21 protein-coding genes are annotated in these 21,333 nt (G+C 66.5%); 12 read left to right on the top strand and 9 right to left on the bottom strand.

Going from position 1 to position 21,333, the window contains the following annotated elements; all coding sequences use genetic code 11:
- Window positions 1-53 precede the first annotated feature (53 nt).
- From QQ25_RS29825 to QQ25_RS24635, 5 genes are all read left to right on the top strand, one after another.
- The gene (locus QQ25_RS29825) at window positions 54-1,982 is read left to right on the top strand and encodes a methyltransferase domain-containing protein (protein ID WP_052236040.1); all 1,929 of its coding nucleotides are present in this window, start codon (window positions 54-56) and stop codon (window positions 1,980-1,982) included.
- The gene (locus QQ25_RS24650) at window positions 1,979-2,767 is read left to right on the top strand and encodes a glutamate racemase (protein ID WP_039381557.1); all 789 of its coding nucleotides are present in this window, start codon (window positions 1,979-1,981) and stop codon (window positions 2,765-2,767) included. The genes QQ25_RS29825 and QQ25_RS24650 overlap by 4 nt, the downstream gene beginning before the upstream one ends.
- Before the next feature lie 35 nt (window positions 2,768-2,802).
- Window positions 2,803-3,246, top strand: a complete 444-nt coding sequence (locus tag QQ25_RS24645; RefSeq protein WP_131546214.1) for a DUF6636 domain-containing protein — start codon at window positions 2,803-2,805, stop codon at window positions 3,244-3,246.
- A 99-nt stretch (window positions 3,247-3,345) separates the two neighbouring features.
- Window positions 3,346-5,292 (top strand): hypothetical protein, encoded by a 1,947-nt coding sequence (locus tag QQ25_RS24640; RefSeq protein WP_131546213.1) that lies wholly within the window; start codon window positions 3,346-3,348, stop codon window positions 5,290-5,292.
- 17 nt (window positions 5,293-5,309) lie between these two features.
- Complete coding sequence (locus QQ25_RS24635; RefSeq protein WP_039381554.1) at window positions 5,310-6,455, top strand: zinc-binding dehydrogenase; 1,146 nt, start codon at window positions 5,310-5,312, stop codon at window positions 6,453-6,455.
- Here the strand turns inward: QQ25_RS24635 and QQ25_RS24630 are convergent.
- Window positions 6,443-7,654, bottom strand: a complete 1,212-nt coding sequence (locus QQ25_RS24630) for an alpha/beta hydrolase family protein (RefSeq protein WP_039381553.1) — start codon at window positions 7,652-7,654, stop codon at window positions 6,443-6,445. The genes QQ25_RS24635 and QQ25_RS24630 overlap by 13 nt on opposite strands.
- Window positions 7,655-7,747: 93 nt before the next feature.
- On the opposite strand from QQ25_RS24630, the gene QQ25_RS24625 reads away from it, so the two are divergent.
- Window positions 7,748-8,353, top strand: coding sequence for a TetR/AcrR family transcriptional regulator (locus QQ25_RS24625; RefSeq protein ID WP_039324203.1), 606 nt, complete (start codon window positions 7,748-7,750; stop codon window positions 8,351-8,353).
- 22 nt (window positions 8,354-8,375) lie between these two features.
- Here QQ25_RS24625 and QQ25_RS24620 read toward each other — a convergent pair whose 3' ends face one another.
- Window positions 8,376-8,684 carry a GNAT family N-acetyltransferase gene (locus tag QQ25_RS24620; protein WP_039381551.1) on the bottom strand — a complete coding sequence of 103 codons (309 nt, stop codon included), beginning with the start codon at window positions 8,682-8,684 and terminating at the stop codon, window positions 8,376-8,378.
- Between the two features lie 295 nt (window positions 8,685-8,979).
- Between QQ25_RS24620 and QQ25_RS30675 the strand changes: the two genes are divergently transcribed.
- On the top strand, window positions 8,980-9,594 hold the full coding sequence (locus tag QQ25_RS30675) for an LGFP repeat-containing protein (protein ID WP_101906476.1): 615 nt from the start codon (window positions 8,980-8,982) through the stop codon (window positions 9,592-9,594).
- A 15-nt stretch (window positions 9,595-9,609) separates the two neighbouring features.
- Here QQ25_RS30675 and QQ25_RS24605 read toward each other — a convergent pair whose 3' ends face one another.
- Window positions 9,610-10,449 (bottom strand): glycoside hydrolase family 16 protein, encoded by an 840-nt coding sequence (locus tag QQ25_RS24605; protein ID WP_039381550.1) that lies wholly within the window; start codon window positions 10,447-10,449, stop codon window positions 9,610-9,612.
- Window positions 10,450-10,580: 131 nt separating this feature from the next.
- Here QQ25_RS24605 and QQ25_RS24600 point away from each other — a divergent pair, with 131 nt between their 5' ends.
- From QQ25_RS24600 to QQ25_RS24580, 5 genes are all read left to right on the top strand, one after another.
- The gene (locus QQ25_RS24600; protein ID WP_234706189.1) at window positions 10,581-10,856 is read left to right on the top strand and encodes a hypothetical protein; all 276 of its coding nucleotides are present in this window, start codon (window positions 10,581-10,583) and stop codon (window positions 10,854-10,856) included.
- Window positions 10,857-11,046: 190 nt separating this feature from the next.
- Window positions 11,047-11,469 carry a hypothetical protein gene (locus QQ25_RS24595; protein WP_131546212.1) on the top strand — a complete coding sequence of 141 codons (423 nt, stop codon included), beginning with the start codon at window positions 11,047-11,049 and terminating at the stop codon, window positions 11,467-11,469.
- A 65-nt stretch (window positions 11,470-11,534) separates the two neighbouring features.
- Window positions 11,535-12,212 carry a YczE/YyaS/YitT family protein gene (locus QQ25_RS24590; protein ID WP_039324196.1) on the top strand — a complete coding sequence of 226 codons (678 nt, stop codon included), beginning with the start codon at window positions 11,535-11,537 and terminating at the stop codon, window positions 12,210-12,212.
- Between the two features lie 101 nt (window positions 12,213-12,313).
- On the top strand, window positions 12,314-13,504 hold the full coding sequence (locus QQ25_RS24585; RefSeq protein WP_162627865.1) for a hypothetical protein: 1,191 nt from the start codon (window positions 12,314-12,316) through the stop codon (window positions 13,502-13,504).
- Between the two features lie 23 nt (window positions 13,505-13,527).
- On the top strand, window positions 13,528-15,792 hold the full coding sequence (locus tag QQ25_RS24580) for a winged helix-turn-helix domain-containing protein (protein ID WP_082017663.1): 2,265 nt from the start codon (window positions 13,528-13,530) through the stop codon (window positions 15,790-15,792).
- Here QQ25_RS24580 and QQ25_RS24575 read toward each other — a convergent pair.
- The 6 genes from QQ25_RS24575 to QQ25_RS24550 all read right to left on the bottom strand — a co-directional run bounded on the left by QQ25_RS24575 (window position 15,722) and on the right by QQ25_RS24550 (window position 21,270).
- Window positions 15,722-16,552 (bottom strand): bile acid:sodium symporter family protein, encoded by an 831-nt coding sequence (locus QQ25_RS24575; protein WP_039324534.1) that lies wholly within the window; start codon window positions 16,550-16,552, stop codon window positions 15,722-15,724. The genes QQ25_RS24580 and QQ25_RS24575 overlap by 71 nt on opposite strands.
- A gap of 11 nt (window positions 16,553-16,563) precedes the next feature.
- On the bottom strand, window positions 16,564-17,580 hold the full coding sequence (locus QQ25_RS24570) for a hypothetical protein (protein ID WP_039381549.1): 1,017 nt from the start codon (window positions 17,578-17,580) through the stop codon (window positions 16,564-16,566).
- Window positions 17,581-17,588: 8 nt separating this feature from the next.
- Complete coding sequence (locus QQ25_RS24565; RefSeq protein WP_039381547.1) at window positions 17,589-18,914, bottom strand: Dyp-type peroxidase; 1,326 nt, start codon at window positions 18,912-18,914, stop codon at window positions 17,589-17,591.
- Window positions 18,911-19,474 carry a hypothetical protein gene (locus QQ25_RS24560; RefSeq protein ID WP_039381546.1) on the bottom strand — a complete coding sequence of 188 codons (564 nt, stop codon included), beginning with the start codon at window positions 19,472-19,474 and terminating at the stop codon, window positions 18,911-18,913. Before QQ25_RS24560 ends, QQ25_RS24565 begins: the two co-directional genes overlap by 4 nt.
- 115 nt (window positions 19,475-19,589) lie before the next feature.
- On the bottom strand, window positions 19,590-19,877 hold the full coding sequence (locus QQ25_RS24555; protein WP_039381544.1) for a cupin domain-containing protein: 288 nt from the start codon (window positions 19,875-19,877) through the stop codon (window positions 19,590-19,592).
- 31 nt (window positions 19,878-19,908) lie between these two features.
- On the bottom strand, window positions 19,909-21,270 hold the full coding sequence (locus QQ25_RS24550) for a cytochrome P450 (protein WP_039324186.1): 1,362 nt from the start codon (window positions 21,268-21,270) through the stop codon (window positions 19,909-19,911).
- Between the last annotated feature and the right edge of the window lie 63 nt (window positions 21,271-21,333).

The raw sequence follows: 21,333 nt of genomic DNA, 5'->3' as shown, positions 1-21,333 counted from the left end.
CACCGCAAGGATCCGTTGAGAATCCTGCAAGGTGTCGGGCTCATCGTTCCGACATGACCACGATTTCGCACCTACCCGTCGGGCACGGCGATGCCGCCGAACTGGAATCGCTGCTCGACGCGCTCGCCCGGGTCGCCGTCAGGGGAGCGGCCCCCGGGCCCGAACTGCTGGCGCGGGTGGCCCACGTACGGGCCGTGCTGGCCGCGTTGGCGAGCGACCCGAACGACGGTGAGCCGTACTCCCGGACGATCCTGCGTATCGACGACGAGGTCGAGATCATGCTGGCGCGATGGCGGCCGGGGCAGCGCTGCGCACCGCACGACCACGGCGGCGCGGGCGGATTCGTGATCGTGCTGCAGGGCCGGTTCGAGGAGCGGCGGTTCGGTTGGGACGGCCCAGAGTTGGCCATCACCGGCAGCGCCGAGCACCTGGCCGGTGCGGCAACGCGCATCACCAGCGACGTCATTCACGATATGGCCGGCCTGGACGGCGGATTGACCTTGCACTTCTACAGTCCACCGGCGACCAGCATGAGGGTGTTCGATCTGGAGCACTCCGAGATGTTGGAGTTGGTCGGCAACTACGGCGCCTGGATTCCTGCCGGGCAGCACCCGCGCGTTCCCTTCGCCCGAGTGTCACCTGAAGTGATTGCGGCACCGGTCATCTGGGTGGCCCACACCACGCATTACCGGGGAGGATCCGAAGAGTTCGCGGTGGCCGCCGCGACGATGGCACGCGAACTGGCCGCCGCCCATCCCGATGCCGAGGTCATGGTGTCGGGCCTGCATCACAAGGCGGAGTTCGTCGCCGAGCTCACCCGATTGGCCCAGGCCGGCCGCGTGGTCGACCAGCTGCACCTCATCAACCATTCCGGAATGTACGGCCCCATGTTCGGATCGACCGCCTGGCCCGAGCAGTTCTCACCGCACGAATGGCGTTCCATGACAATCCCTTTCACACCGACCGGCCAGGCCTACTTCCACGCATGCCGCACCGCGCGCTGGTTCGCTCCGTTCTTCGCGAATGTGTTCGGAGTACCTGCTTTCGGCAACCGCGACTACACCACGGTGTCGGCACGCCGCGACAAATTCTGTTGGGCCGGCCGCCGGCCCGTGTCCCGCGCCGACCTCTATCTGATCGACGCGCCGGGCCGGAAGTCGCACGGGCCGTTCGGCACCGTCCGCAAATACCTGGGTGCCGCAGCCCAGCCGCCTGTCCGCTGCATGCCCAACCCGGCAGGGTCTGCCGGCTCGTATGATCCGGTTGCCGAACTGTACGACCGCGCGTACGCCGACATCCGGGTGCGCGGCGCGGAATGGCGGTGGGTGTCCGAACATGCCACCCGCGCCCGGGCCGAGCTCGGACGCGGACTACGGGTGCTCGAAATCGGTTGTGGCAGTGGCGCGTTGTTGCGCGCTTTGGACGACGACGGCGTACTCGACTTCGGGGTCGGCGTGGACATCTCCTCGGCGATGGTGGCCCGGGCGCACAAACGCGGCCGGCAACGTCCACGGCTGCGGTTCGCAACCGTCGACGGCCCGCAGATGGACCTGCCCGACGACCACGTCGATGTGGTCATCTGCTTTCTGTCGTTCCGGTACCTGGATTGGGATCCGGTGATGGCGGAGATCCGCCGGGTGCTGGTGCCCGGCGGAAGGCTGTGGGTGGTCGACATGGTGGAGCATCCGATACGGGTTCGGGAGCTCCCGGTACTCGCTCGATCGGCCCTCGAACACGTGCGCACCCGGCGGGTCCGGCCGCGCTTCGCCGCAGATCTGAGGGCGCTGACCACTCATCCGGCGTGGCTGGAGATGTTGCGACACAACCCGATCCGTGCCGAGCATGAGTACCGCTGGTATTTCGCCAGCCGGTTTCCCGGCACCCGGCTTCGGCTGCTGACCGCGACCCTGTCACAACGTCTGGTGGCTTTCGATTCCGGACCGCTGGCCAAGGGTTCCACGGCCCCGCTCACCTACCCATGACGGCGGCTCCCTGCCTCGGCATCCTCGACTGGGGCATCGGCGGCATCGGGCTGGCACGCGAGTTGGACCGGTGCGTGCCCGGGCTGCCGGTTCTGTACTGGTCGGACGCCGGTGCCACGCCCTACGGCCGAATGCGCGGTGAGGACCTGACCACCCGGCTCTCCGCGGTGATCGCCGAGCTCGCGCTGCGAGGGGCGACCGAGGTGGTGCTGGCCTGTAATGCCGCGAGCACGGTCGGTCCGCGGCTCACGCCGGCGCCGGTTCCGGTGGAGGGCATCATCGGCCACGGCCTGGCTTCCGTCTCCGATCAGATCCGCGGACCCGTCGGCGTCGTCGGCGGGCGGCGCACCATTGCCAGTGGCTGTTACCGGCGCGGGTTGGCCCGGCCCGGTCGCGAGGTGTTGTCGCGGGTGGCGCAACCGCTGTCGGCGCACATCGAGGCCGGCAGCGTCGGCTCACCGGGATTCGTCGCGGATCTGCGCCGGATCGTGGCCCCATTGCGGCGGGCACAGGCGCTGGTACTGGCCTGCACCCACTACCCGGCCGTGAGCGACTGGTTCGCCGACGTGCTGCCCGACACCGCCCTGATTGATCCGGTCCAGCGGCTGGCCGCCGCGGTCGCCGCACGCCATCCCGCCGCCAGCACCGGTCCGGTGACTGAAAGAACCTATCTGACCAGCGGCGATTCCGAGGAGATGCGGCGTGGAGCCGCGATCGCCTGGGGCGTGGAACTCACTGCAGAACCAGCGGCCACTGCGGACCGAGTCAGCACAAGATTCCATTGAGAATTTCGCAAGGCCGCCACCGCATGCTCAAAGCCATGAGCACATTCCGACGTCACCTCATCCCGTTCATCGCCGCAGCGGCCGCCGTCCTCGCCCTACCCGGAACCGCCTCCGCCTGCCCGGCGTCCACCAAGTTCGTCACCCCGTCGGGCAACATCTGGTGTCTGCTGGCGAGCGGCTCTGACGGCGGAAACGGCGTCGTGTGCGAGATCCGTGAACACACCTACACCGCGCCGGCCAAGCCGGCGGACTGCCGTCTGGACTGGGGCGACCGCGTCAGCCTGAAGCCGGGTCGCGCACCCGAGGTGCACTGCCACGGCGACACCATCTTCGAACCCGGAATGCCCACGCTTCCGTACAGCCAGACGCGTTCAGCCGGCCCGGTCACGTGTGAATCGCAACCCGCTGGTGTGACGTGCACCGACAGCAACTCCGGGCACTTCTTCCGGCTGTCGCGCCAGTCTCTCGAACTCGCCTAGCTCACCTACTCGCCGCGCATCTCATCGAATCTCGCCCGGAGGACCGTCGCTCCCCGCTAGCGTGACAATCGTCGAGTTCGATGTAACGGGGGGCGAATAATGACGCGGGTAGCAGCGTGGGTTGGTGCCGGGATGTTCACGGCCGGATTGTCGGCGGCTGTGCTCGCCGGGGCGGGGACGGCCCATGCCGACGACGACAGCGGGTCGAAGCAGGACGCGAAGCCGTCGGCCACCCACAACGAGTCCGCCCAGAAATCCCCGCACCGGAAACCGCGCGCGGCGAAACAGCGGCCCGAAGCCGAGGCCTCAGACACCCAGGCCACCGAGACGCAGCCGCCCACCGAGACGAAGACCAAGACAAAACAACGCACGGCGGAGGCCTCGCGGCCCGTCCGCCAACTGGCCGATTCCGTCCGGGCCAAGGCGCGCAGCGAGTTTCGGGACGCAACACGCGAGGTTCGGGACGCGGCAAGCGACATCAGCGCCGCAAAAGACGTCGTCCAGGACACGACACCGAAAACCACGGACGAGCAGAGCCCCGTCGAGGTCCGGGTCCGGCCGCCGATCAGCATCCGGTCGGCCATCGCCGCCCACCACGAGCGCACGCGCCTGTCGGCAGAGGGCGCGGTGACGGCAATCGAACAGCGCGACATCCAGATCGGGACAACGCTGCGCGACGCCCTGAAGCCGGATACGCCGGACCAATCCGACGCCCGGGTCGTCAGCCTCGCCGCGGCCACACCGACCCACGAGGATCCCCTGGAGACCATCCATGACGTGATCCGCAGCCTCGGGGCACTGGTGCTCAATCCTGAGCCGCAGAACTACCCCAAGCCGATATCGGTGATCGGTGACGTCGTCTTCGACACGCTGGCCACTCTGGAGCGCGCCGTCGGCGGCGACCCGGTGGTGCCGCCGGCGTTGCGGGACTCCGTCGAGGTCAGCACATCCACCCTGGTCATCTCCGAAGGTCACGAAGTCGAATCCAACTGGTATTTCCCGACTTCCGACAACGGTGAGCCGCCCACCAGGATGATCTACCTGCAGCACGGATTCCTGGCCAACGGTCCGCTGTACAGCTACACCGCGTCCTATCTGGCCCACACGACCAACAGCGTCGTCGTCACCACCACCTTCACGTCGAACCCGTTCGAGGCGGACGGCATGTGGCTCGGTGGCGACAACCTCCACGAGGCCGTCGCCCAGCTGTTTCTCGATCCGGACCGCACGGCGCTCAACGCCAGCATGGACACCGCGGAGCTGAAGGCTGGACGCGCCGAGAATATCGATGTACCGACGGAATTTGTTCTGGTCGGGCATTCGCTGGGCGGCGGGTTCGCCCCGGGTGTCGCCGGCTACTACGCCGAAGGGCTGACCCGTCGGCGGGAACAAGGGCTGGAAGCACCCAATGAGCTTGCCGGCGTGGTGATCTACGACGCGGTGCCGATGGGCTCGATCATTCCTGACGCCATGGACCGGCTGGACGATCTGGAAACGAACGGCACCGTCGATCCCAGCGATGACGATCCGAACGACTACATCCCGATTTACGAGATCGGTGCCCCGCTGAATTTCCTCAATGTGTTCAGCGACGTCAACGACCAGCTGTCCGAAGCGCGGCCAGGCCAATTCACCGGCGTCGTTCTCGAAGACGGCGTGCACATGGACCCGATGCAGGGCGGCAACCCACTGATCCAGGTCGCCGCTTACGCCATCGCCGGGTTCCCGCAGCCGCAGAACCCTCTGGCCGTCCGCGAGCTGTCCGCCGGGTGGATCAACGACATGTTCGACGAGAAGATCGACCCCGCGACCGGGGCATGCCAAGCCGACTGTGCCGGGCAGTACGGCGACGGCGACGACTCGTTCACGATCACCACGGATAGAGGTGACGCCGTCGCGGTGCTGATCGGCACGCAAAGGGCCAGCGACCTCACGTCATTGCGGGCGATCAGTGCAACCGACTTCATCTCGGCGATCCCGGCCGGGGTGCTCAACGGTCTGCAGACCACCTGTGAATTGTTCACCGGGGGCGCATGCTCGGTGTAGCGACGTAGTGTTCAGACATGACTGAGGCACTACCCGAGACAGCTCTGGAATTGCGGTCGCTGGTGACCGAGGACGGCACGCTCGAGTTGTCCCTGCACGAGGTTGCGGTGCCCACCCCGGCACAAGACGAGGTCGTGGTCCGGATCGAAGCCTCGCCGATCAACCCGTCGGATCTGGGTCTGCTGATTCCCAGTGCCACCGACATGTCGGCCGCGACCGTCGCGGGCCCCCCGGACCGGCCCGTCGTCACGGCGCCGCTGAAAGAAGGGGCGCTTTCCGGCCTGTCGGCCCGCGTCGGCGACTCACTCCCGGTGGGCAACGAAGGAGCGGGCACCGTGGTGGCCGCGGGGGAGTCGCCGTCGGCCCAAGCTCTGCTCGGCAAGACGGTCGGGATCGCCGGCGGCGCGATGTACTCCCAATACCGCGTGGTCAACGCCGCGGCGTGCCTTGTCCTGCCCGAGGGTGCCACGGCCAAGGACGGCGCATCGTCGTTCGTCAACCCTCTCACTGCCCTGGGCATGGTGGAAACCATGCGCCGAGAAGGACATTCGGCTCTCGTGCACACGGCCGCGGCGTCGAATCTCGGACAGATGCTCGTCAAGATCTGCCTCGCCGACGAGGTGCCGTTGGTCAACATCGTCCGCAAGGATGAACAGGAAGCGCTGCTACGCGGGCTTGGGGCAGTCCACGTCTGCAACTCGTCGGCACCCTCGTTCGAGGCCGATCTTTTCGAGGCGCTCAAGGCGACGTCGGCGACGCTGGCGTTCGACGCCACCGGCGGCGGCACGCTGGCCAGTCAGATCCTCAACGGCATGGAGCGGGCCGCCAACGCGACCGCCGCGCGGTACTCCCGATACGGGTCAGCGGTGCATAAGCAGGTGTACATCTACGGCAGCCTCGACACCGGCCCGACCGTCCTGACCAGAAACTTCGGGATGGCCTGGGGCGTGGGCGGCTGGCTGCTCACCCCGTTTCTCGCCGGCGCCGGGCCGGAGACCATCGCCCGGCTGCGTGCCCGGGTCGCCGCGGAACTCACCACGACGTTCGCAAGCAGCTACACCCAGGAGGTGTCACTGGCCGGCATGCTCAAGCCCGACGCGTTCAGCGGCTACCTGCAGAAGGCCACCGGCGAGAAGTACCTGGTGACACCTCAGGCGCGCTGAGCGCCGATCTGGTCGTCGAGCCAGTCGAACATGACCTGGTTGGCCCGCGATGCGGCGCCCATATGGCAGTGCTCACCGGCACCGTCGGCCTCATAGAGCGTCACCAGCGTGGTCTTCGCGTTGACCATCGCCTCGGTCGCCCGCGCCGGTTCACCTTTGAAGAACTGGTCGTTCTCGGCGTCGAGCACGAGGGCCGGGACGGTGATCCGGTCGGCCACATCGGCGATCGTATAGGCCTTGAAGGCGCGCGCCAGGCTGGCTGGGGAGTCGATTCCCAAGGCCCACAGCCCGTTTCGCACCGCCCAGCGGGTCTGGGTGTTCACCGCCATGAGCAGCCCGAGCACCGCGTCGGCGGCTTCGTCATTACCTTCGTCGACCCACTTGGACAGGAACGGCGGCATCATGTTGGCCAGCGCACCGTGGAAGTCGTAGACGCCGTCGTTGAGGATCACCGCGGCGAGCCGTTTCTCGAAGGCGACCGCCCGGGCCACCAGATAACCGCCCAGGCTGTAACCGAACACGGTGATCGCGCCGGGCGCGATCTCGGGGCGGGTGAGGGCGAAGTCCACCACCGGTGTCAGCACGGCCTCCCAGTCGGGCCGGAAGGTCAGGCCCTGTTCCCGTAGCGCGGCGCCTTGGCCGGGCCCGTCGAATGCCAGCACGTTGTACCCGCGTGCCAGCGCTCCGGCCGCGAGTGCGACATACGACTCCTCGAGCGTGGAGTCGTAGCCACCGTTGTAGATGACGGTGGGCCTGGCACGTCCGGAATCATCGACCAGGAAAAGGTATCCGGGCAGTGTCGTGTCCTGGTAGGGGATGGCCACCCGTTCAAAACCGAAGTCGAACAACGCCATCGACTCCAAGAAGGTCTCGCGTGAGCGGTTGAACAGATCCTTGGCCTCGGGGTCGCGGGAAGGGTTCTCCCGGAGGTAGAACTCGGCGGTGCGGTAGTAGTTCGACGCCCGCAGCAGTGCCTCCCGTGCGCTGACCGCGCGACCGGCGGCCGACGATTCACGGCCGAGCGTCTCGACCCGCTGCGCGGTCGCCTTCCATTCGCGGTGCCACGCAGCCTCGTCGCCTTCAGGGATGGCCCGGGCGGTGACCAGGACCTCGCCCAGATCGGCGCCACCGGCGTTGGCATAGCCCGCCGCGCGGAGCGTTTCGAACGAGAACGACTCGTCGTCGAACAGGAATTTCATGGCTTCTCCTTAACGAAACGGAACTGCATCGTCTCGATAAGGCTAAGGCGAGACTAGACGGAACGCAACCGTTCCGTCTCGTACAATCCCTCCATGGCCACATCCGCGCGCCGAACGTCAGGAGGTCCCGTCCTCCTCGACGACGTGACCGCCGCGATCGAGTCGGCGTTCTTCGAGGAGCTGGCCGCCGTCGGCTACGGCAGGCTTTCCGTCGATGCGGTGGCCAAACGCGCCGGGGTCGGCAAGGCCGCGATCTATCGTCGCTGGAAGTCGAAGGGGGACTTGGCCGCCGATCTCGTGACCAAGGTGGCCGTCGCGGCCATCGATGTCCCCGACACCGGGACGCTGCGCGGGGACATCAGGGCCTATCTGGAGAACGGGCGTGAGGCGCTCACGCACCGGCTGGCCCGCACCATCATCCCGGACCTGCTCGCCGAGGCCGCGCGCGATCCGGAGTATGCAGCGACGATCGCCGGGCAGATCCGAGAACCGCGGCGGCACAAGGCTGCTCAGCTGTTCGAGCGGGCCCGGCAGCGCGGCGAGATCGCCGAGGACGCCGACATCGACGTCGCGCTCGACATGGTGGGGGGAGCGCTCTACTGGCGCCAGTCGGTCATGCAAGTCGACGCCGACGACGACTACCTCGACCGGTTGACCGCAGCCATCCTCACGCTCGTCGCCGCCGAGGCGCGGCGTTGAAATTGCGCACGGCGGGCGATGCTCACCGGTCCGTGATGTCCGCGTACTCCGGATGCTTGTCGATGTACTCGGCCACCATCCAGCACGTCGGCACTATCCGCAGCCCGGCGGCACGCGTGGACCGCAGGGCTTCGGCGATGAGGATGGTCGCCAGACCGCGGCCACGGTACTGCGGCTGAACCTCGGTGTGCGGAAAGATGCGGCGGCCGTCGCGGTCGTGGAAGTCGGCAATACCCACCGTGTGGCCGTCGACATCGATGGTGAAGCGGTCAGCGTGTTCGGTGACGGTGGTCGCCGCACCGGTGCGGTCGAGTCGGATCTCGGAACTCATATGCCTCCATTCGCCGTCACCTCACGATAATGGTGGTCGGCCCGCCATTTGCCCGCACCTTTGCTATTCCCACGTTGATTCGCAATGTGGTCGGTTGGGCGCTTTTGTCCGTGATTTCACGCCACCCTGACTGAGTCCTAAAAGTGCAGCTCGCAGTGGGTATGGGCGTGCGGCGGCGCACGAACTCGGGGGCCCACATGTCGGCTCCTGGGACTCACGTCCCTGATTCGGGCATTTCGTCCCAGGATTTCCGTATGTTGCTGACGAGCAGTTGTTCCGGTGTTACGTTCGGAAAATGAACCCAAAGCTGATGAAACGCACAGGTGCGCTAGCTGCAGCCTTCGCCATCACGGGGGCGGCGGCCGTCGCGTGCTCGCAGGAAGCCAAAGACGACACCAGGGACGCCTTGTCCAGTGCCACGAGCGCCGCGTCGTCGGCCGTCGATGCCGGCACGAGCAAGGCCAAAGAGGGGGCCAGCTCCGCTTCGAGCGCGGTCTCGTCGGCTGTCGAAGGCGCGCCCAGCACGGTGAACGCGCCCGGTGTCGGCGAGGTGGTACTCGACGCTCCGATCGCAGAGGAATACGCCGATGCCGGCGGTGAGGCCAAGCTGGGCCTTCCGACAGCGCAGCCGGAGAAGGTCGGCGATGGCACGGTGCAGGCCTTCGCCAACGGCACGATCTATTCCTCGCCGTCGACCGGCGCCCACGTGGTGCAGGGCGAGATCTTGCGGGTCTACACCGCGAACGGCGGCCCGGCGGGCCAGTTGGGCTTCCCCACCGAGGACGAGGATGAGACGGCCGGCGGCCCGGACGCAGCCAACGGTGGCTGGATCAGCGAATTCCAGCACGGCACCATCACCTGGCTGAACAAGGGTGACGGCACGTTCGCCGAGACCGTCACGCCGAAGTAGCTCGGCGGGACGCGGCTACCAGACGCGTACGTAGTCCACGAGCATGTCGGCCGGGTAGGTCCCGCCGCTGGGATCTTCACCGCCGGAGCCCGCGACCGCGAGGTTCAACACCACGAACATGGTGTAGCCCGGCTGGCTGAACGGCCAGTCGGGCAGCTGGCTCGCCGCGACCTCGAAGTAGGGCTTCGCACCCTCGGTGTAGTCCTGCCAGAAGCGGGCGCCGTTGGCGTCCCACTGGGTGCGCCACGTATGCCAACCGGTGTCGACGGCGATGTTGTGGGTTTCCCATTCGCCGCCGTTCGACTTGGCATGCACGGTGGTGGCTGACGGCCACTTTCCGTTGCCGTACCACTCGACGATGTCGAGTTCGCCTTCGCCGAGGGTGCCCAGCCAGAAGGCGGGCCACGCGCCCGGCGTCAGGCAGTTGAACTTAATCCGCGCTTCCCAGGTGTGGCCGGCGCCGCCCTCCCACACGCTGGCCATTTTGGCGCCGTAATAGGTGTCGCCTTCCTTGGTGGCCCGGATGACGAGATTCCCCTTGCCGTCGAGGAAGGCGTTCTTACGGTCGTCGCGGTACTGCCCGATGCGGCCGGGCTGCTCCCAGTAGGTGGGTTCCTTGAAGGTCTCGCGGGCCTTGGCGATGGTCCACTTCGAGGTATTCGGCGACGAGCCCGCGGGCCCGTCGAATTCGTCGGCGAACACATAGTTTGCCGCCGCCTGCGGAGCATTGGGCGCCGGAACGGGCGGTGTCTGGGGCTTGATCGGGAGGGCCTGCGCTTGCGGAGCGGGTAGTGCCGCCGCCATCACGCCCAGACCTGACAACATCATCATTTTTCGGCGATCCAAGTTGGCCATAGCCGACCACGATAGCCGGGCTGCGTGCGCCGGAGGGGATCGAACGCTTTTGCCGGCGGCCCGTTCGGTTGACAGTGTTTCCATAAGAAACGCTTCATGCCTGCTCAGGCAGCGCGGGCACAGTGGGTTACATGACCACGCCGATCGAATCGACGCGCCGGGGCAACCACTCCGTGGCCGGCATGCATCCGCGCAGCGTGCTGATCGCCGGGCTGGTATTCGCCGGGGCGGTCGCCGCGCTCCTGCTCGCTGGCGCCACCGACGGTCAGTGGGCGACGGTGCTGGCCTCACTCGCCGGCTTCACCACCGCGATCACGGTGATCGCCGCCGCGGTGATCAGCTGGGAACACGTCGTTGTCCATGCGCGGAGTGAAGGGTTGGTCGAGTTCGAGGTCGAATCCCGCTAACTCACGTGCGGTAGGTCCGTCCGCCGGTACACGTCGCCGGCGTGGCTTGCCAGCTAATCTCGGGTGCCCTCAGCGGCGCCACCTGGGCCGTCGCCATGTCAATCCTGCTGTGTCCGAGGCGCGTTCGTGTGAGATGCTCTGCCCGTCAATTAATGGGCACCGGGTCGGGGCGACTTCAGGGAGTGCGATCGTGAGACTGGTCATGGGCATCATCCCGGCGATGGTTCTCGCCGGAACGGCTGTCGGTTTCGCGAGCCCGGCTGCCGCCGAAGAGCTCAACGGCACCTATCGCTATGACCACGACGGTCCGTCGACGTGGAGCACGTGGACGGTGACGCCCTGTGGCGCGGGATGCGCCGACGTGGCGGCGACCGGCGGCGCGACGTGGGCGCCGTACGGAGGCCGGGCCCACCTGGACAGCGGGCGTTGGACGATGGTGAGCCCATGGCCCGACGCGGGGACGTGTGAAGGCACTCCGCTGACCGCCTCACGCACGCTCTCCTGGGACGACGCGACGCTGGCCGGCGTCGGGTACGCGACCTGGGAGGCCAGCGACTGCGGCCCGGCTGAGCGCAGTGAGCGGTTCTCGTTCACGTTGACGAAGCTCTCGTAAACCCCGAGGCCGACGGGTAACGGTTCGCGCCCGTCCGTCTCTGAGCTCTGCCATAGTCGTCGATTGTGGGTGGGCGAGACCAGCACTACTGGCGGCGGTCGTTCTGGGCGCTCGTCGGTGTGGCGGTCCTGGGTTTCGGGTCCGCCGTCTTGCGCGTCGCGCAGGTCGGCGTGGATCCCTACACCGCAGCCAACATCGGCATCAGCAGCACGATCGGTCTAGACCTCGGCACGTACCAACTCATCAGCAACGCGGTGCTGCTGATTCCGATCCTGGTGTTCGGCCGGATGTACATCGGGATCGGTTCGGTCATCAACATGGTGATGACCGGCTACTTCATCCAATGGTTCTCCGCCCTGTTGAGTCCGCTGGTTCCCAGCGAACCGACCAGGTTGGTGCAGACCGTGATGTTCCTCGTCGGCATCACGTTGTTCGCCGCCGGTGCGTCGATGTACATGACCGCCGCGCTCGGCAACGCCCCCTATGACGCGATCGCCCCGATCATCGTCGATCACACCCACCTGCCGTACCGAGTGGTGCGGGTGGCCCAGGATCTTGCGTTCGTGGCCCTGGCGTTAGCCTTCCACGGGCAGGTCGGCATCGGCACCGTGATGACCGCGTTCTTCGCCGGCCCGCTGATCGACTTCTTCACCGAGAAGGTCAACAAGCCTCTGATGAAGAAGGACCTGGCGGCGCTCGACGCCTTTCAGCAGCGCGTCAAGACCACCCGCTGGCATTTCTGACCGACATCGAAAATGGGGTAGTCCGCTACCCCATACAAGGGTGCTGCCCGGATCACACGATGTTCCCACGCGTCACGAAAGGGAACGACCATGAAGCGGATTTGGCAGTTCGCGATGCCCGTGGTGGCCACGAGGGGCTCGTGATGAACCTCGACGACACCACCGCCGGCCCACGTCAGTATGTGGCACGACCGCCGTTCGTAGGTTCCAAACTGGCTTCCAAGACGACTCCGGCCTGGCAGAAGAACCCCGGAAAATCCCAATTAACCATGACTGTAGGGGTTTTGGCGTTCACGGGCGTGCTCATCGCCCTGTGGCTGGGGCTGCAGTCGCTTACCGACGGCAGCGCCGACTGGGTACAGGAAGCCGCCGGGCACGCGTTCCGGATCGGTGGTTTCGTTCTCCTGCTCGGCGGCGCCTTCGCCTGGTACTGGTGGTCGCGACGCCAGAAGATCGTCATCTCCGTTACTCGTGATGGCCTGACCGTCAATTCTCGTCCGGGCGATGTTTATTCGTTCGGCGACGCGAAGCTGGGCACCTGGGGGATGACCGGCGGCATGATGATGGGAACTGCGCTGCACATGTACTGCGGCCGAAGGCGATTCATCCTCGGTGGACGAGATCACCGGGTGGCGCAGGGAACGCGGCTGGATGCGCCGGACGCGGGCTACGGCCTTTCGCTGGACATCGACGCATCGGTGTCGGCTCCAGACTTCGATGAGATTCTCGCCGTGGCGGGCCGCCGTAGTGAGTTGGAGGTGCGACCAACGGCGCCCGGGCAGTCGACCCGTTGTCTGGTGTTCACCAATCCGCTGTTGGTACAAGAGATCAACTCGTTCGCGGTCCGGAAACGGAAACAGTTCATGGATTCGCTCGGGCAACCCAGACTGGCGATTGACGTTGGTGTAGAAGCGATCCGGGTGAGCGATCCAAACAGCGGTGCGGTCATCGCCTCGGTGACGCCGGCGCAGGTGACTGCGACACCACGGATGTACCGCCCTTCTACCTGGCATTGGTCCGTGACGACCGGGGTCCTGAGCGATGTCTTGAGCAACTACCTGAACAAGATGCCGTACCTGGTGCTGTCCGTTCCGGGTCTGCAGCCGCTGACCATCGGAACGCGAGACTCGGTCTCGGGTTTGGACTTCCGGTTCTCGTGGCCCGACGATGTACCGATCACACGGGAGCGTGCGGATTATGTAGTCTCCGGAGCGGATTGGCTGACGCTCGTCGAGACGTTCGGACTGCGTTGTGTGGAGAAGCGCGGGAAAGAGGGTGCTGCCCCGACCTGACGCACCTGGCCTACGATGCGCAAGTGGGAGCAGGATCTTGGCCGGCGCACATTCCGGTGGCGACCGTCGGACGGCCGGCCACCGCGCGTGCCGGTGTTCCCCGCCCGGGAGTCGCCGGAGTACTGCGGGGTCGCACCGGTCTGGTGGTGGTCGCGGCCCCGGCGGGCTACGGCAAGACCACCGCCGTTTTGCAGTGGGACGACGCCGACGAACGCCCGTTCGCGTGGGCGCGCCTGGACAATCTCGACAACGACCCCGCGCATCTGCTGCTGCACCTCGCCACGGCGATGAACCAGGTCGGGCCCCTCGACCCGACAGTGCTGCTGTACCTGCAGGGGGCGGGCCGGGCCGAAACCCAACTGGTGTCGGCATTCGTCCAGGCGCTGGAGAGCTGCGGGCCTGTCGTACTGGTGCTCGACGACGTTCACGAGTTGTCGGCGAGCGCAGCCGCCGACACCCTGCGCGCAGTGGTGGACCTCGCCCCCGATTCGACGACGCTGGTGCTGATCGGCCGCCGGATTCCCGCGCTCGATCTGGCGCGACGCCGGCTGCAGGGCTATGTGACGGAGCTCGGCATTCCGGAGCTGAAACTGTCCGGATCCGAAGGTACGGCCGCATTCGCGGCCCTCGGCGCCGGCATGGACAAGGCCACGATCGCGCGCGTGCTCGACAAATGTGAAGGCTGGGCGGCCGGAGTGGTCATGGCAGCTTTGGCGCTGCGTGACGGTGCACCCGCCGAGGCGGTCACCGGCCGGCACCAGTTGGTAGCCGACTACCTGGTCGAGGAGGTGCTCAGCCGCCTCGAACCCGACACCGTCACGTTTCTCACGGAATCAGCGGTGCTGGACCGTTTCTCCGCCGACGAGCTCGACGCGCTGCTGGGCCGTACCGATTCGGCGGCGATGCTCGACGCAATCACCCACTCGGGCAACATGTTCCTGGTTTCCCTTGATGCCCAGGGCATCTGGTACCGCTACCACCAGCTGTTCGGTGATCTGCTGCGCGCCCGATTACGCGACCGCGATCCGGACCGGTTCCGGGACTTGGCCGCGAGGGCGGCAGATCGGCTGGCCCGAGCCGGTGACGTGGACGGCGCACTGACCCAGGCGCTGGCCGCCGACGACCGTGCCCAGGCAGCCGCGCTGGTGGGTATGGACGCCGTCCGGTTGGGTTTCGACGGCCGGGTCGGCGTGCTGGCGCGGCGGCTCAGCCTGGTCGACGAGCAGACCTTCAGCGACTACCCCGACGCGGCGATTGCGCGGGCCTGGCTGGGCGTGATGACCGGTGACGCCGAGTTGATCCAGCGGTCGTTGCTGGCCGCGAGCGCGGCGGACTCCGGTGAGCCGCTCTCCGACGGCACGCCCTCGGTCGAGGTGGCTGCGGCGCTGATCGGATCACTGCTCGGTGTCGGGGGCGTGGGGGAGGTCATCCGTCACGCCGAAACAGTGTGTGGTGCAGGCGATCACCTGGCGAACCCGTGGTGGGGCGCGGCCACCACCATGAAGGGTGCCGCGTTGTCCATGCTCGGGGAACCCGTGCAGGCGCGGGCCACCCTGGAATCTGCGCTACCGGTGATCGAAGACCTGCCCGGATTCCAGGCCGCCGCGCTGGCGCATCTCGCCGCACTGGACCTGCTCGATGGGGACCTCCCAGCCGCCGCCGAGCACACCGCGACCGCGCGCTCGATCGTCGACTCACGGGATCTGTCCGACATGGTCCCGATGGTGGTGGTCTACGCGGTCGATGCGTTGGTGCGGGCCCGGCGCGGCGACGTGGCCGGAGCGCGTTCGGCCGTCAGCGCGACCGAGCGGCTCGTCGAGCGGCTCGGCGATCTGTCCGCCCGCACCGCACTGATGGCCCATGTGCTGGTCGCCGGCGCCGCCGTCGAGATCGACGACACCGAACTGTGCGACCGTCACCTGGTCGAGGCACAACGCGCCCATCGGCGTGAAACCGGGGCCGTCGGCGTCGGGCAATGGCTGGACCGGATCCGTGCCCTGTCGGCAGCCCGCGCGGCCCGCGGTGCCCGGTCGTCGCTGACGACGGCGGAACTGCGGCTGTTGCCCTACTTGGCCACTCATCTATCTCTGCAGCGCATTGCCGATGAACTCGTCGTCGGCCGGGAAACCGTGAAAAGCCAGGCCAAGTCGATCTACCGAAAGCTCGCGGTCTCCTCGCGCGCCGCGGCGGTGGCCGAGGCCGACCGGCTCGGGCTGCTCAGCGAGAGCGCGCGAGCAGCCGCGCGAACGGCAACAGCATCAGAAACTCGGCGATCAACACCACGGTGATCATCACGACCACCTTCGGATCGTCGAAGTTCTGGCCGGCGACGACGAACGCCGCTGCGGCGTTGCGCTGAGCGGTCCCCAGCGCCAGCACCTCCCGCGTGCCGGGACCGCCCATGAGCCAACCGATCCCGGCACAGATCACCGTGTAGATGACGGCCGCCAGGATCCCGAACGTGCCGAAGACCGACAGCACGCTGTTGAAATGGGCAGCGATGGTCAACATGATGACGAGAATCATGCTGACGGTCGACACCTTCGCGATCACGGGCTGGACCCGGGCGGCCAGGCCGGGTCCGCGGGCCCGCAGAAGCAGGCCCGCGGCCAGCGGGATGAGCATCAGCACCACGAGAGACAGCGCGATCTGGACGGGGTCGACGGCCGCACCCGAGACGAAGACCGGCAGGATCAGTGGCACATATCCGACGGTCACCACCATCAACAGCACCATCAGGCCCACCGCGAAGGCCATGTCGGCCTTCGCGAACTCGGCGAGCTTGATCAGGAACGGTGCGCCGGCCGCGAGCCCGCACAGCAGCAACCCGATCCCGAGCGGGTCGTCCAGGTCGAACACCCGCCACAGCCCGAACGCGGCCAGCGGCGCCAGCACGAAGTTGGCTGCGAGGGACAGCGCGACCACACGAATATTCTTGAGCGGGGCCAGAATCTGGCCGACCGTCAAGCCCAGACCGACGGCCAGAGTGCTCGAAACGACGAAGAAGACAACGGCGACATTCGAACCCTGTAAGAGGAGATCGTTCATGCCGGCCACCATCAACCCATCGTTACAAGGTTGCGCCAGAAGGACTTCAGGCTGTCGCTGGCACCGAACAGCGTCGTGAAGTGGGTGGAGTCCACCAGCACGATGTCGCCGGCGCGGTCACCGGACGGCGGCATGTGGACCAGCGCGTTGAACTCGGTGTTGCCCGCCAACGTGAACGGATGCGGCCGGGTCTGGTCGATCAACTGCCGCCCCAGCACTCTGAGGTCAGGCCCCTCGGGCGCGTTCAGCTCATAGTGCGGAAGGTGCGGATGCAAGGCCAACGTCGTGACGTCCCGCAGCAGGCCGGCTGAATCCAGATCGTGGTATCGGGTGAGCGGCACAATCTGCCTGGTGCCCTCGACCGTGGCCGGCCGCAGGCCCCAGGTGTTGTGCACGGGGATGTTCAGTCCGGTCAACAGCGACCGGGCGTAGCCGCTGAAGCGCTGGATCCGCGGTGTCAGCGGATCACCGTGGTGCAGGAACTCCATCTGCTGCTGCTCTTTGTCGTCGGTGAACCCGACGTCGTGATGCGGTGCCAGCATCAGACAGGTGCCCTCACGCTTCAACCACTGCTGGATCGCGGCGACCTCCTCCGGCGTGGCGGCCTCGTCGCCGAGCACGTGGTCCAGGCCGAAGATCATCAGGGTGTCGGTGTCGTTCAGGATGCGTTCATCGATCGGCAGCCGGTACCCGGCCTGATCGACCCGCTGGAACACCGCGACCGGGTGCCCCGTCGCCTCGCCGGCGACATCCTGAAATGCCAACGAGGAGCGGTGGAACAGTTCCAGCGTTCCGTCGATGCCCTGCAGGAAGTTTCGGGGACTGTACTCGGGTGTTTCGTAAGCAGGCCAGGTCGCCAGGCGCACCTCGGTGACGGTGGAGAACCGGTTGTACAACTGCGCCGGGTCGCGCTGGACCTCCCACGGGTAGCTCCACGACCAGTAGATGGAGACCCGTCGGTTGCCGTTGTGTGGCCGGGCGATGTGGGCCTGATTGTAGGTGCGGGCGTATGGCAGGGGCGTGGTCATGGTGTCGCCTAGCTTTCTGGAGTCAGGAGGTAACGCAGCGCGCTCAGGCCGGGCAGGAAGAAGTACGCCCCGCCGCGCAGCGTGGTGAATGCGGGTAACCCTTTGTGTACCTTCCGGATCGGCCGCTTCGGGATCTTGAAGTCCAACGTGCCGTCCTGGGTGCCGCAGATGGGGTCGTGGTCGTTGCCGAGATCTTGGAACGCCGTGTCGTTGATCCAGACGTTCTGCGCGAACTCGAACTGACGTACCAGGCTGGCGCAGATCAGGAACATCCCGACACCGCGTTCGATCCCGTCGTCGGGCACGCCTTCGGGCAGTGCCGGGCCGTAGGTGCCGCTGCGGCGGATCAGCCTGCGCCGATTCGGATTGGGTTCGGTGTCACGCGGATTCAGGCGGCGGGCGTGAGAGCCGAGCGGGCACGCGTAGCCGTGCGGGTCCATCTCGCCGTAGTCGAAATCGTTGTTACGCATCGGATCCGCACCCAGTTCCGGGTCGTCGTGCTCGGGTGCCAACACCAACGGTGCACCGCTGCGCCAACGGCCCATGAATTTCGCGGCCAGCAGCTCCTCGTCCTCGTCGCCCTCGGCATTCTGCTTCAGGTAGTCGCGGAAGACCCCGACATGCTCCTCCAGCCGCCGGTACGCCATATAACTGCCGTTGCGCGAAAGCGCCTCGGGTGTGGGCTGATTCGACACCAGCCCCTCCTCATCCGGATAGCCGAGGACGAACTCGCCCGCTGCCAGCGCCCCGCCCGAGCCGGGAATCAGCTCCTCCCCGGAGCCCTTCATCTGTGGCTGCGAGACCGGATCGCGATACCCGAAGTGGTCGTGGTCGTACTCGAACGGTGCGGTGGCCGCCAGATCCAGATGCGACAGCGAACGCACGCCGGGGCAGCGGGCCAACAGCGCATCGTGTTCTCCGACGCACCGCAGGCGTTCCTCCTCATCCCGTGCGAACAGGATGACGATGGCGTGCAAGTCGTCGCCGCCCAGCCCGCCCAGCCAGTGTTCGGGCGCGGCCGCACCGGTGTCTCCGAGGATGTCGGCCCGCGACGCCATCCCTTCACGGAACTCGTCGGGGAATGACGCCAGCGAGTCCTCGTCAACCCCCAACGCGCGCAGCCCATTCCAGGTAAAGGCCAGGTTGACCCAACGCTGGAAGGCGTTGACTGTCTCGCGGACATCGGTGGCCGACTGCACCAGGGGGACCATCTCGGCCAGCCAGGCGCGGCCCGCTTCGGGGGTGTCGAAGGAGAGGAATTCGTACCGACCGGTCAGGTGGGGCGTCCCGGTCAGCATGATGTGCTGGATGTCGTCGAATTCGAGGGCTGTCATTGCATCTGATCCAGCATGTCGGAGAACGCGGCTTTGAGCCGCAGGGCTTTCTTGACCTCCTCGGACGTCACGTACGGGTACTCGCCATACTCCAGGAAGCTGGGTACCTGGTGGTTCCGAACGAACATGATGAAGGCCTCCGGATTGGTCTTCCAGTCCTCCGGGAAGCCCTCCAGATGGGTGAACGCGGTGGTGATGCCTGTCGAGCTGAACAGTTTGACCGCGTCTTCGGTGTACTTGTCGAAGTCGGTGTCGAAGATTCCCTGGTACTGGAAGTGCAGACCGGATCCGACGTCGAACAGCTGCCAGCGCAGGTAGTGGAGCTTGAGCGGCGCGAGCACGTCGGGCTGCGCGGCGACGGCTGCCTCGAGCTGCTTGCCATAGTCACGGATCGCTTGCTCGTGCCCGTCGAGAACCTTGGCGATGATGTTGAAGCCGTAACAGGCGGGGGTGCGGGGAAAGACAGGTCCGTACCGTCCCCGCGTCAGCTCGAAATAGCCCTCTTTGGGAAGGGCAAGGGCTGCCGGCTGGGTCCAATCGTTGTTTCCGTTGTGCGCCATGGCATTGACGATATGGACACGGCGACCTCACGTCGTCCCCCAAAGAGGGGGAAAACCGCCGGTCAGAGTCCGTTTGGCCGGCTTCCCATGGTGTTGTGAGATGGGCGGGGTGCGGTTACGCGAGACGCTCCACTTCGACGAAGACGATGGGGCTCTCGCCGCGATTCTCGACGGTGTGCTCGGAACCCGCCGGCCGTGAATAGCTCTGGCCGGCAGTGAGTTCCGAGACGATCTCGATGCCATCGGCAGTGACGACATGCATGGTGTCGGTGACCAGTGGGACCACCACGTACTCGTGATCGTGCCGGTGCATCGGTATCGCACCGCCGGGGTTGATCGTCCACCGAGTCACCCGGAACCAGTTGTTCTCGAGCTGGATCTCGCCGTGGGAGCCGGTCGTCATGTGCTCAGCACTGTCATTTCAAGGCCTGCTCTCAGTCGATGACCGCGGCGGCCTTGTGCACGGTGATCGGCGCGGCCAACGGTTGCTCATCGCAGATCCGCTGTAGTTTCTCCAGCGTTTCGGCCAGTCCGGCCCCGGTCCGGCGGCCCGGGGTGAATGTCGCGGGCAGATGTTGCATGCCCTGGATGACGCCGATGGTCTCGTAGTGCACGGCGCCGGCCGGGTCGCAGCGATAATCCGGCATGCGGTCGAGCACCCCGGTGAGCATCGACTTGAACACCGTCCGCGCGACATTCGAACCGATGCAGCGATGCACGCCCAGGCCGAAACTGAAGTGACGGTTGCCCGTTCGATCCATCACGAGCTCGTTCGGGTTTTCGAAGACCCGCGGGTCGCGGTTGGCCATCGCCCAGGACAACCACAGCCGCTCGCCCTCCCGCAGCGGCACGCCATCGACCTCGATGTCCTCGGCGATGGTGCGACCGTCCCCGGGCGCAGGGGTGAAGAAGCGCAAGAATTCCTCGGTCGCCGAGTCGAGCAGGGTCGCCCGGTCCCGGCTCAACCGCTCACGCTCATCCGGGTGCTGCGAAAGCCACTCCAGCGAGTGCGCTGTCAATGCTGTGGTGGTGTCGAAACCGCCGCCGATCAAGAGCATCAGCATGCCCAGGATCTCCGAATCGGGTGCGGGCCGGCCATCGATGCGCATCTGGACCATGGCGTCGATCAATCCCGGCCGCGGGTGGTCCCGAATCACCGCGACGTGCTCCATCATGTGCACCGCCGACGCCACCGACAGGTCGAAGACGCGTTTGGCGTCGGGGGAGTCGGCGCGCGTGTACACCGATGCGTGGGCGGGCTCGCAGTAGATCTCCCATTCGGCGAGCGGGACACCCAGCAGTCCCAGCGTCAGGACCGCCGGGACGATGTTCGCCAGATCGTCGACGAAATCGATACTGCCGTCTTCGATCTTCTCGTCCAGGCAGGCCCTGACGAGCTCGTCGACCACCGGCTTCCATCGTGCGACCGCGGCCGGCGACAGGTAACCGTTGAGCGGTGTCCGGTAGGCACGGTGTTCGGGATCGTCCATCTCCAACATGCCGCCGCGGAACTGAGTGCTGACCTCGCCGCGTGGAATGTTGATGCCCCGGTAGCCTTTTCGCTCACCCACGATGTCGTTGTCGTTCGAGATGTGCGGGCACCGGGCGAGTTCGAAGACTTCGTTGCTGCCTGCGGCCACCCAGTGCCCGCCGTAGGTGTCGGTCCAGGCGAGCGGGCAGGAACCCAGCATCTCGGAGGCGATCGGCTCGAACTGGTCCCGATACTGTGGAGTGTGCCGGTCGAAGTGGTAGCTGCGTTCGGCACGGCGGGCATCCACCATGGCACTGTCAGACATCTGCACCCCCAACGTCCTTGTCGGTCTGCAGGTCTGAGGATATGAACTATGCCCGGCGGTGTG

The organism is Mycolicibacterium setense (assembly GCF_000805385.1).
Classification (GTDB): domain Bacteria; phylum Actinomycetota; class Actinomycetes; order Mycobacteriales; family Mycobacteriaceae; genus Mycobacterium; species Mycobacterium setense.
This window is presented reverse-complemented; position numbering and strand designations above follow the sequence as displayed.

What these genes read in the sequence shown, in the direction of transcription:
- QQ25_RS24565 (WP_039381547.1), bottom strand. Translation starts at nt 18,914, where the DNA reads ATGACAGCCCTCGAATTCGACGACATCCAGCACATCATGCTGACCGGG.
- QQ25_RS24600 (WP_234706189.1), top strand. Translation starts at nt 10,581, where the DNA reads ATGACCACGCCGATCGAATCGACGCGCCGGGGCAACCACTCCGTGGCC.
- QQ25_RS24570 (WP_039381549.1), bottom strand. Translation starts at nt 17,580, where the DNA reads ATGACCACGCCCCTGCCATACGCCCGCACCTACAATCAGGCCCACATC.
- QQ25_RS24560 (WP_039381546.1), bottom strand. Translation starts at nt 19,474, where the DNA reads ATGGCGCACAACGGAAACAACGATTGGACCCAGCCGGCAGCCCTTGCC.
- QQ25_RS24640 (WP_131546213.1), top strand. Translation starts at nt 3,346, where the DNA reads ATGACGCGGGTAGCAGCGTGGGTTGGTGCCGGGATGTTCACGGCCGGA.
- QQ25_RS24550 (WP_039324186.1), bottom strand. Translation starts at nt 21,270, where the DNA reads ATGTCTGACAGTGCCATGGTGGATGCCCGCCGTGCCGAACGCAGCTAC.
- QQ25_RS24650 (WP_039381557.1), top strand. Translation starts at nt 1,979, where the DNA reads ATGACGGCGGCTCCCTGCCTCGGCATCCTCGACTGGGGCATCGGCGGC.
- QQ25_RS24645 (WP_131546214.1), top strand. Translation starts at nt 2,803, where the DNA reads ATGAGCACATTCCGACGTCACCTCATCCCGTTCATCGCCGCAGCGGCC.
- QQ25_RS24630 (WP_039381553.1), bottom strand. Translation starts at nt 7,654, where the DNA reads ATGAAATTCCTGTTCGACGACGAGTCGTTCTCGTTCGAAACGCTCCGC.
- QQ25_RS24635 (WP_039381554.1), top strand. Translation starts at nt 5,310, where the DNA reads ATGACTGAGGCACTACCCGAGACAGCTCTGGAATTGCGGTCGCTGGTG.
- QQ25_RS30675 (WP_101906476.1), top strand. Translation starts at nt 8,980, where the DNA reads ATGAACCCAAAGCTGATGAAACGCACAGGTGCGCTAGCTGCAGCCTTC.
- QQ25_RS24625 (WP_039324203.1), top strand. Translation starts at nt 7,748, where the DNA reads ATGGCCACATCCGCGCGCCGAACGTCAGGAGGTCCCGTCCTCCTCGAC.
- QQ25_RS24620 (WP_039381551.1), bottom strand. Translation starts at nt 8,684, where the DNA reads ATGAGTTCCGAGATCCGACTCGACCGCACCGGTGCGGCGACCACCGTC.
- QQ25_RS24605 (WP_039381550.1), bottom strand. Translation starts at nt 10,449, where the DNA reads ATGGCCAACTTGGATCGCCGAAAAATGATGATGTTGTCAGGTCTGGGC.
- QQ25_RS29825 (WP_052236040.1), top strand. Translation starts at nt 54, where the DNA reads ATGACCACGATTTCGCACCTACCCGTCGGGCACGGCGATGCCGCCGAA.
- QQ25_RS24555 (WP_039381544.1), bottom strand. Translation starts at nt 19,877, where the DNA reads ATGACGACCGGCTCCCACGGCGAGATCCAGCTCGAGAACAACTGGTTC.
- QQ25_RS24575 (WP_039324534.1), bottom strand. Translation starts at nt 16,552, where the DNA reads ATGAACGATCTCCTCTTACAGGGTTCGAATGTCGCCGTTGTCTTCTTC.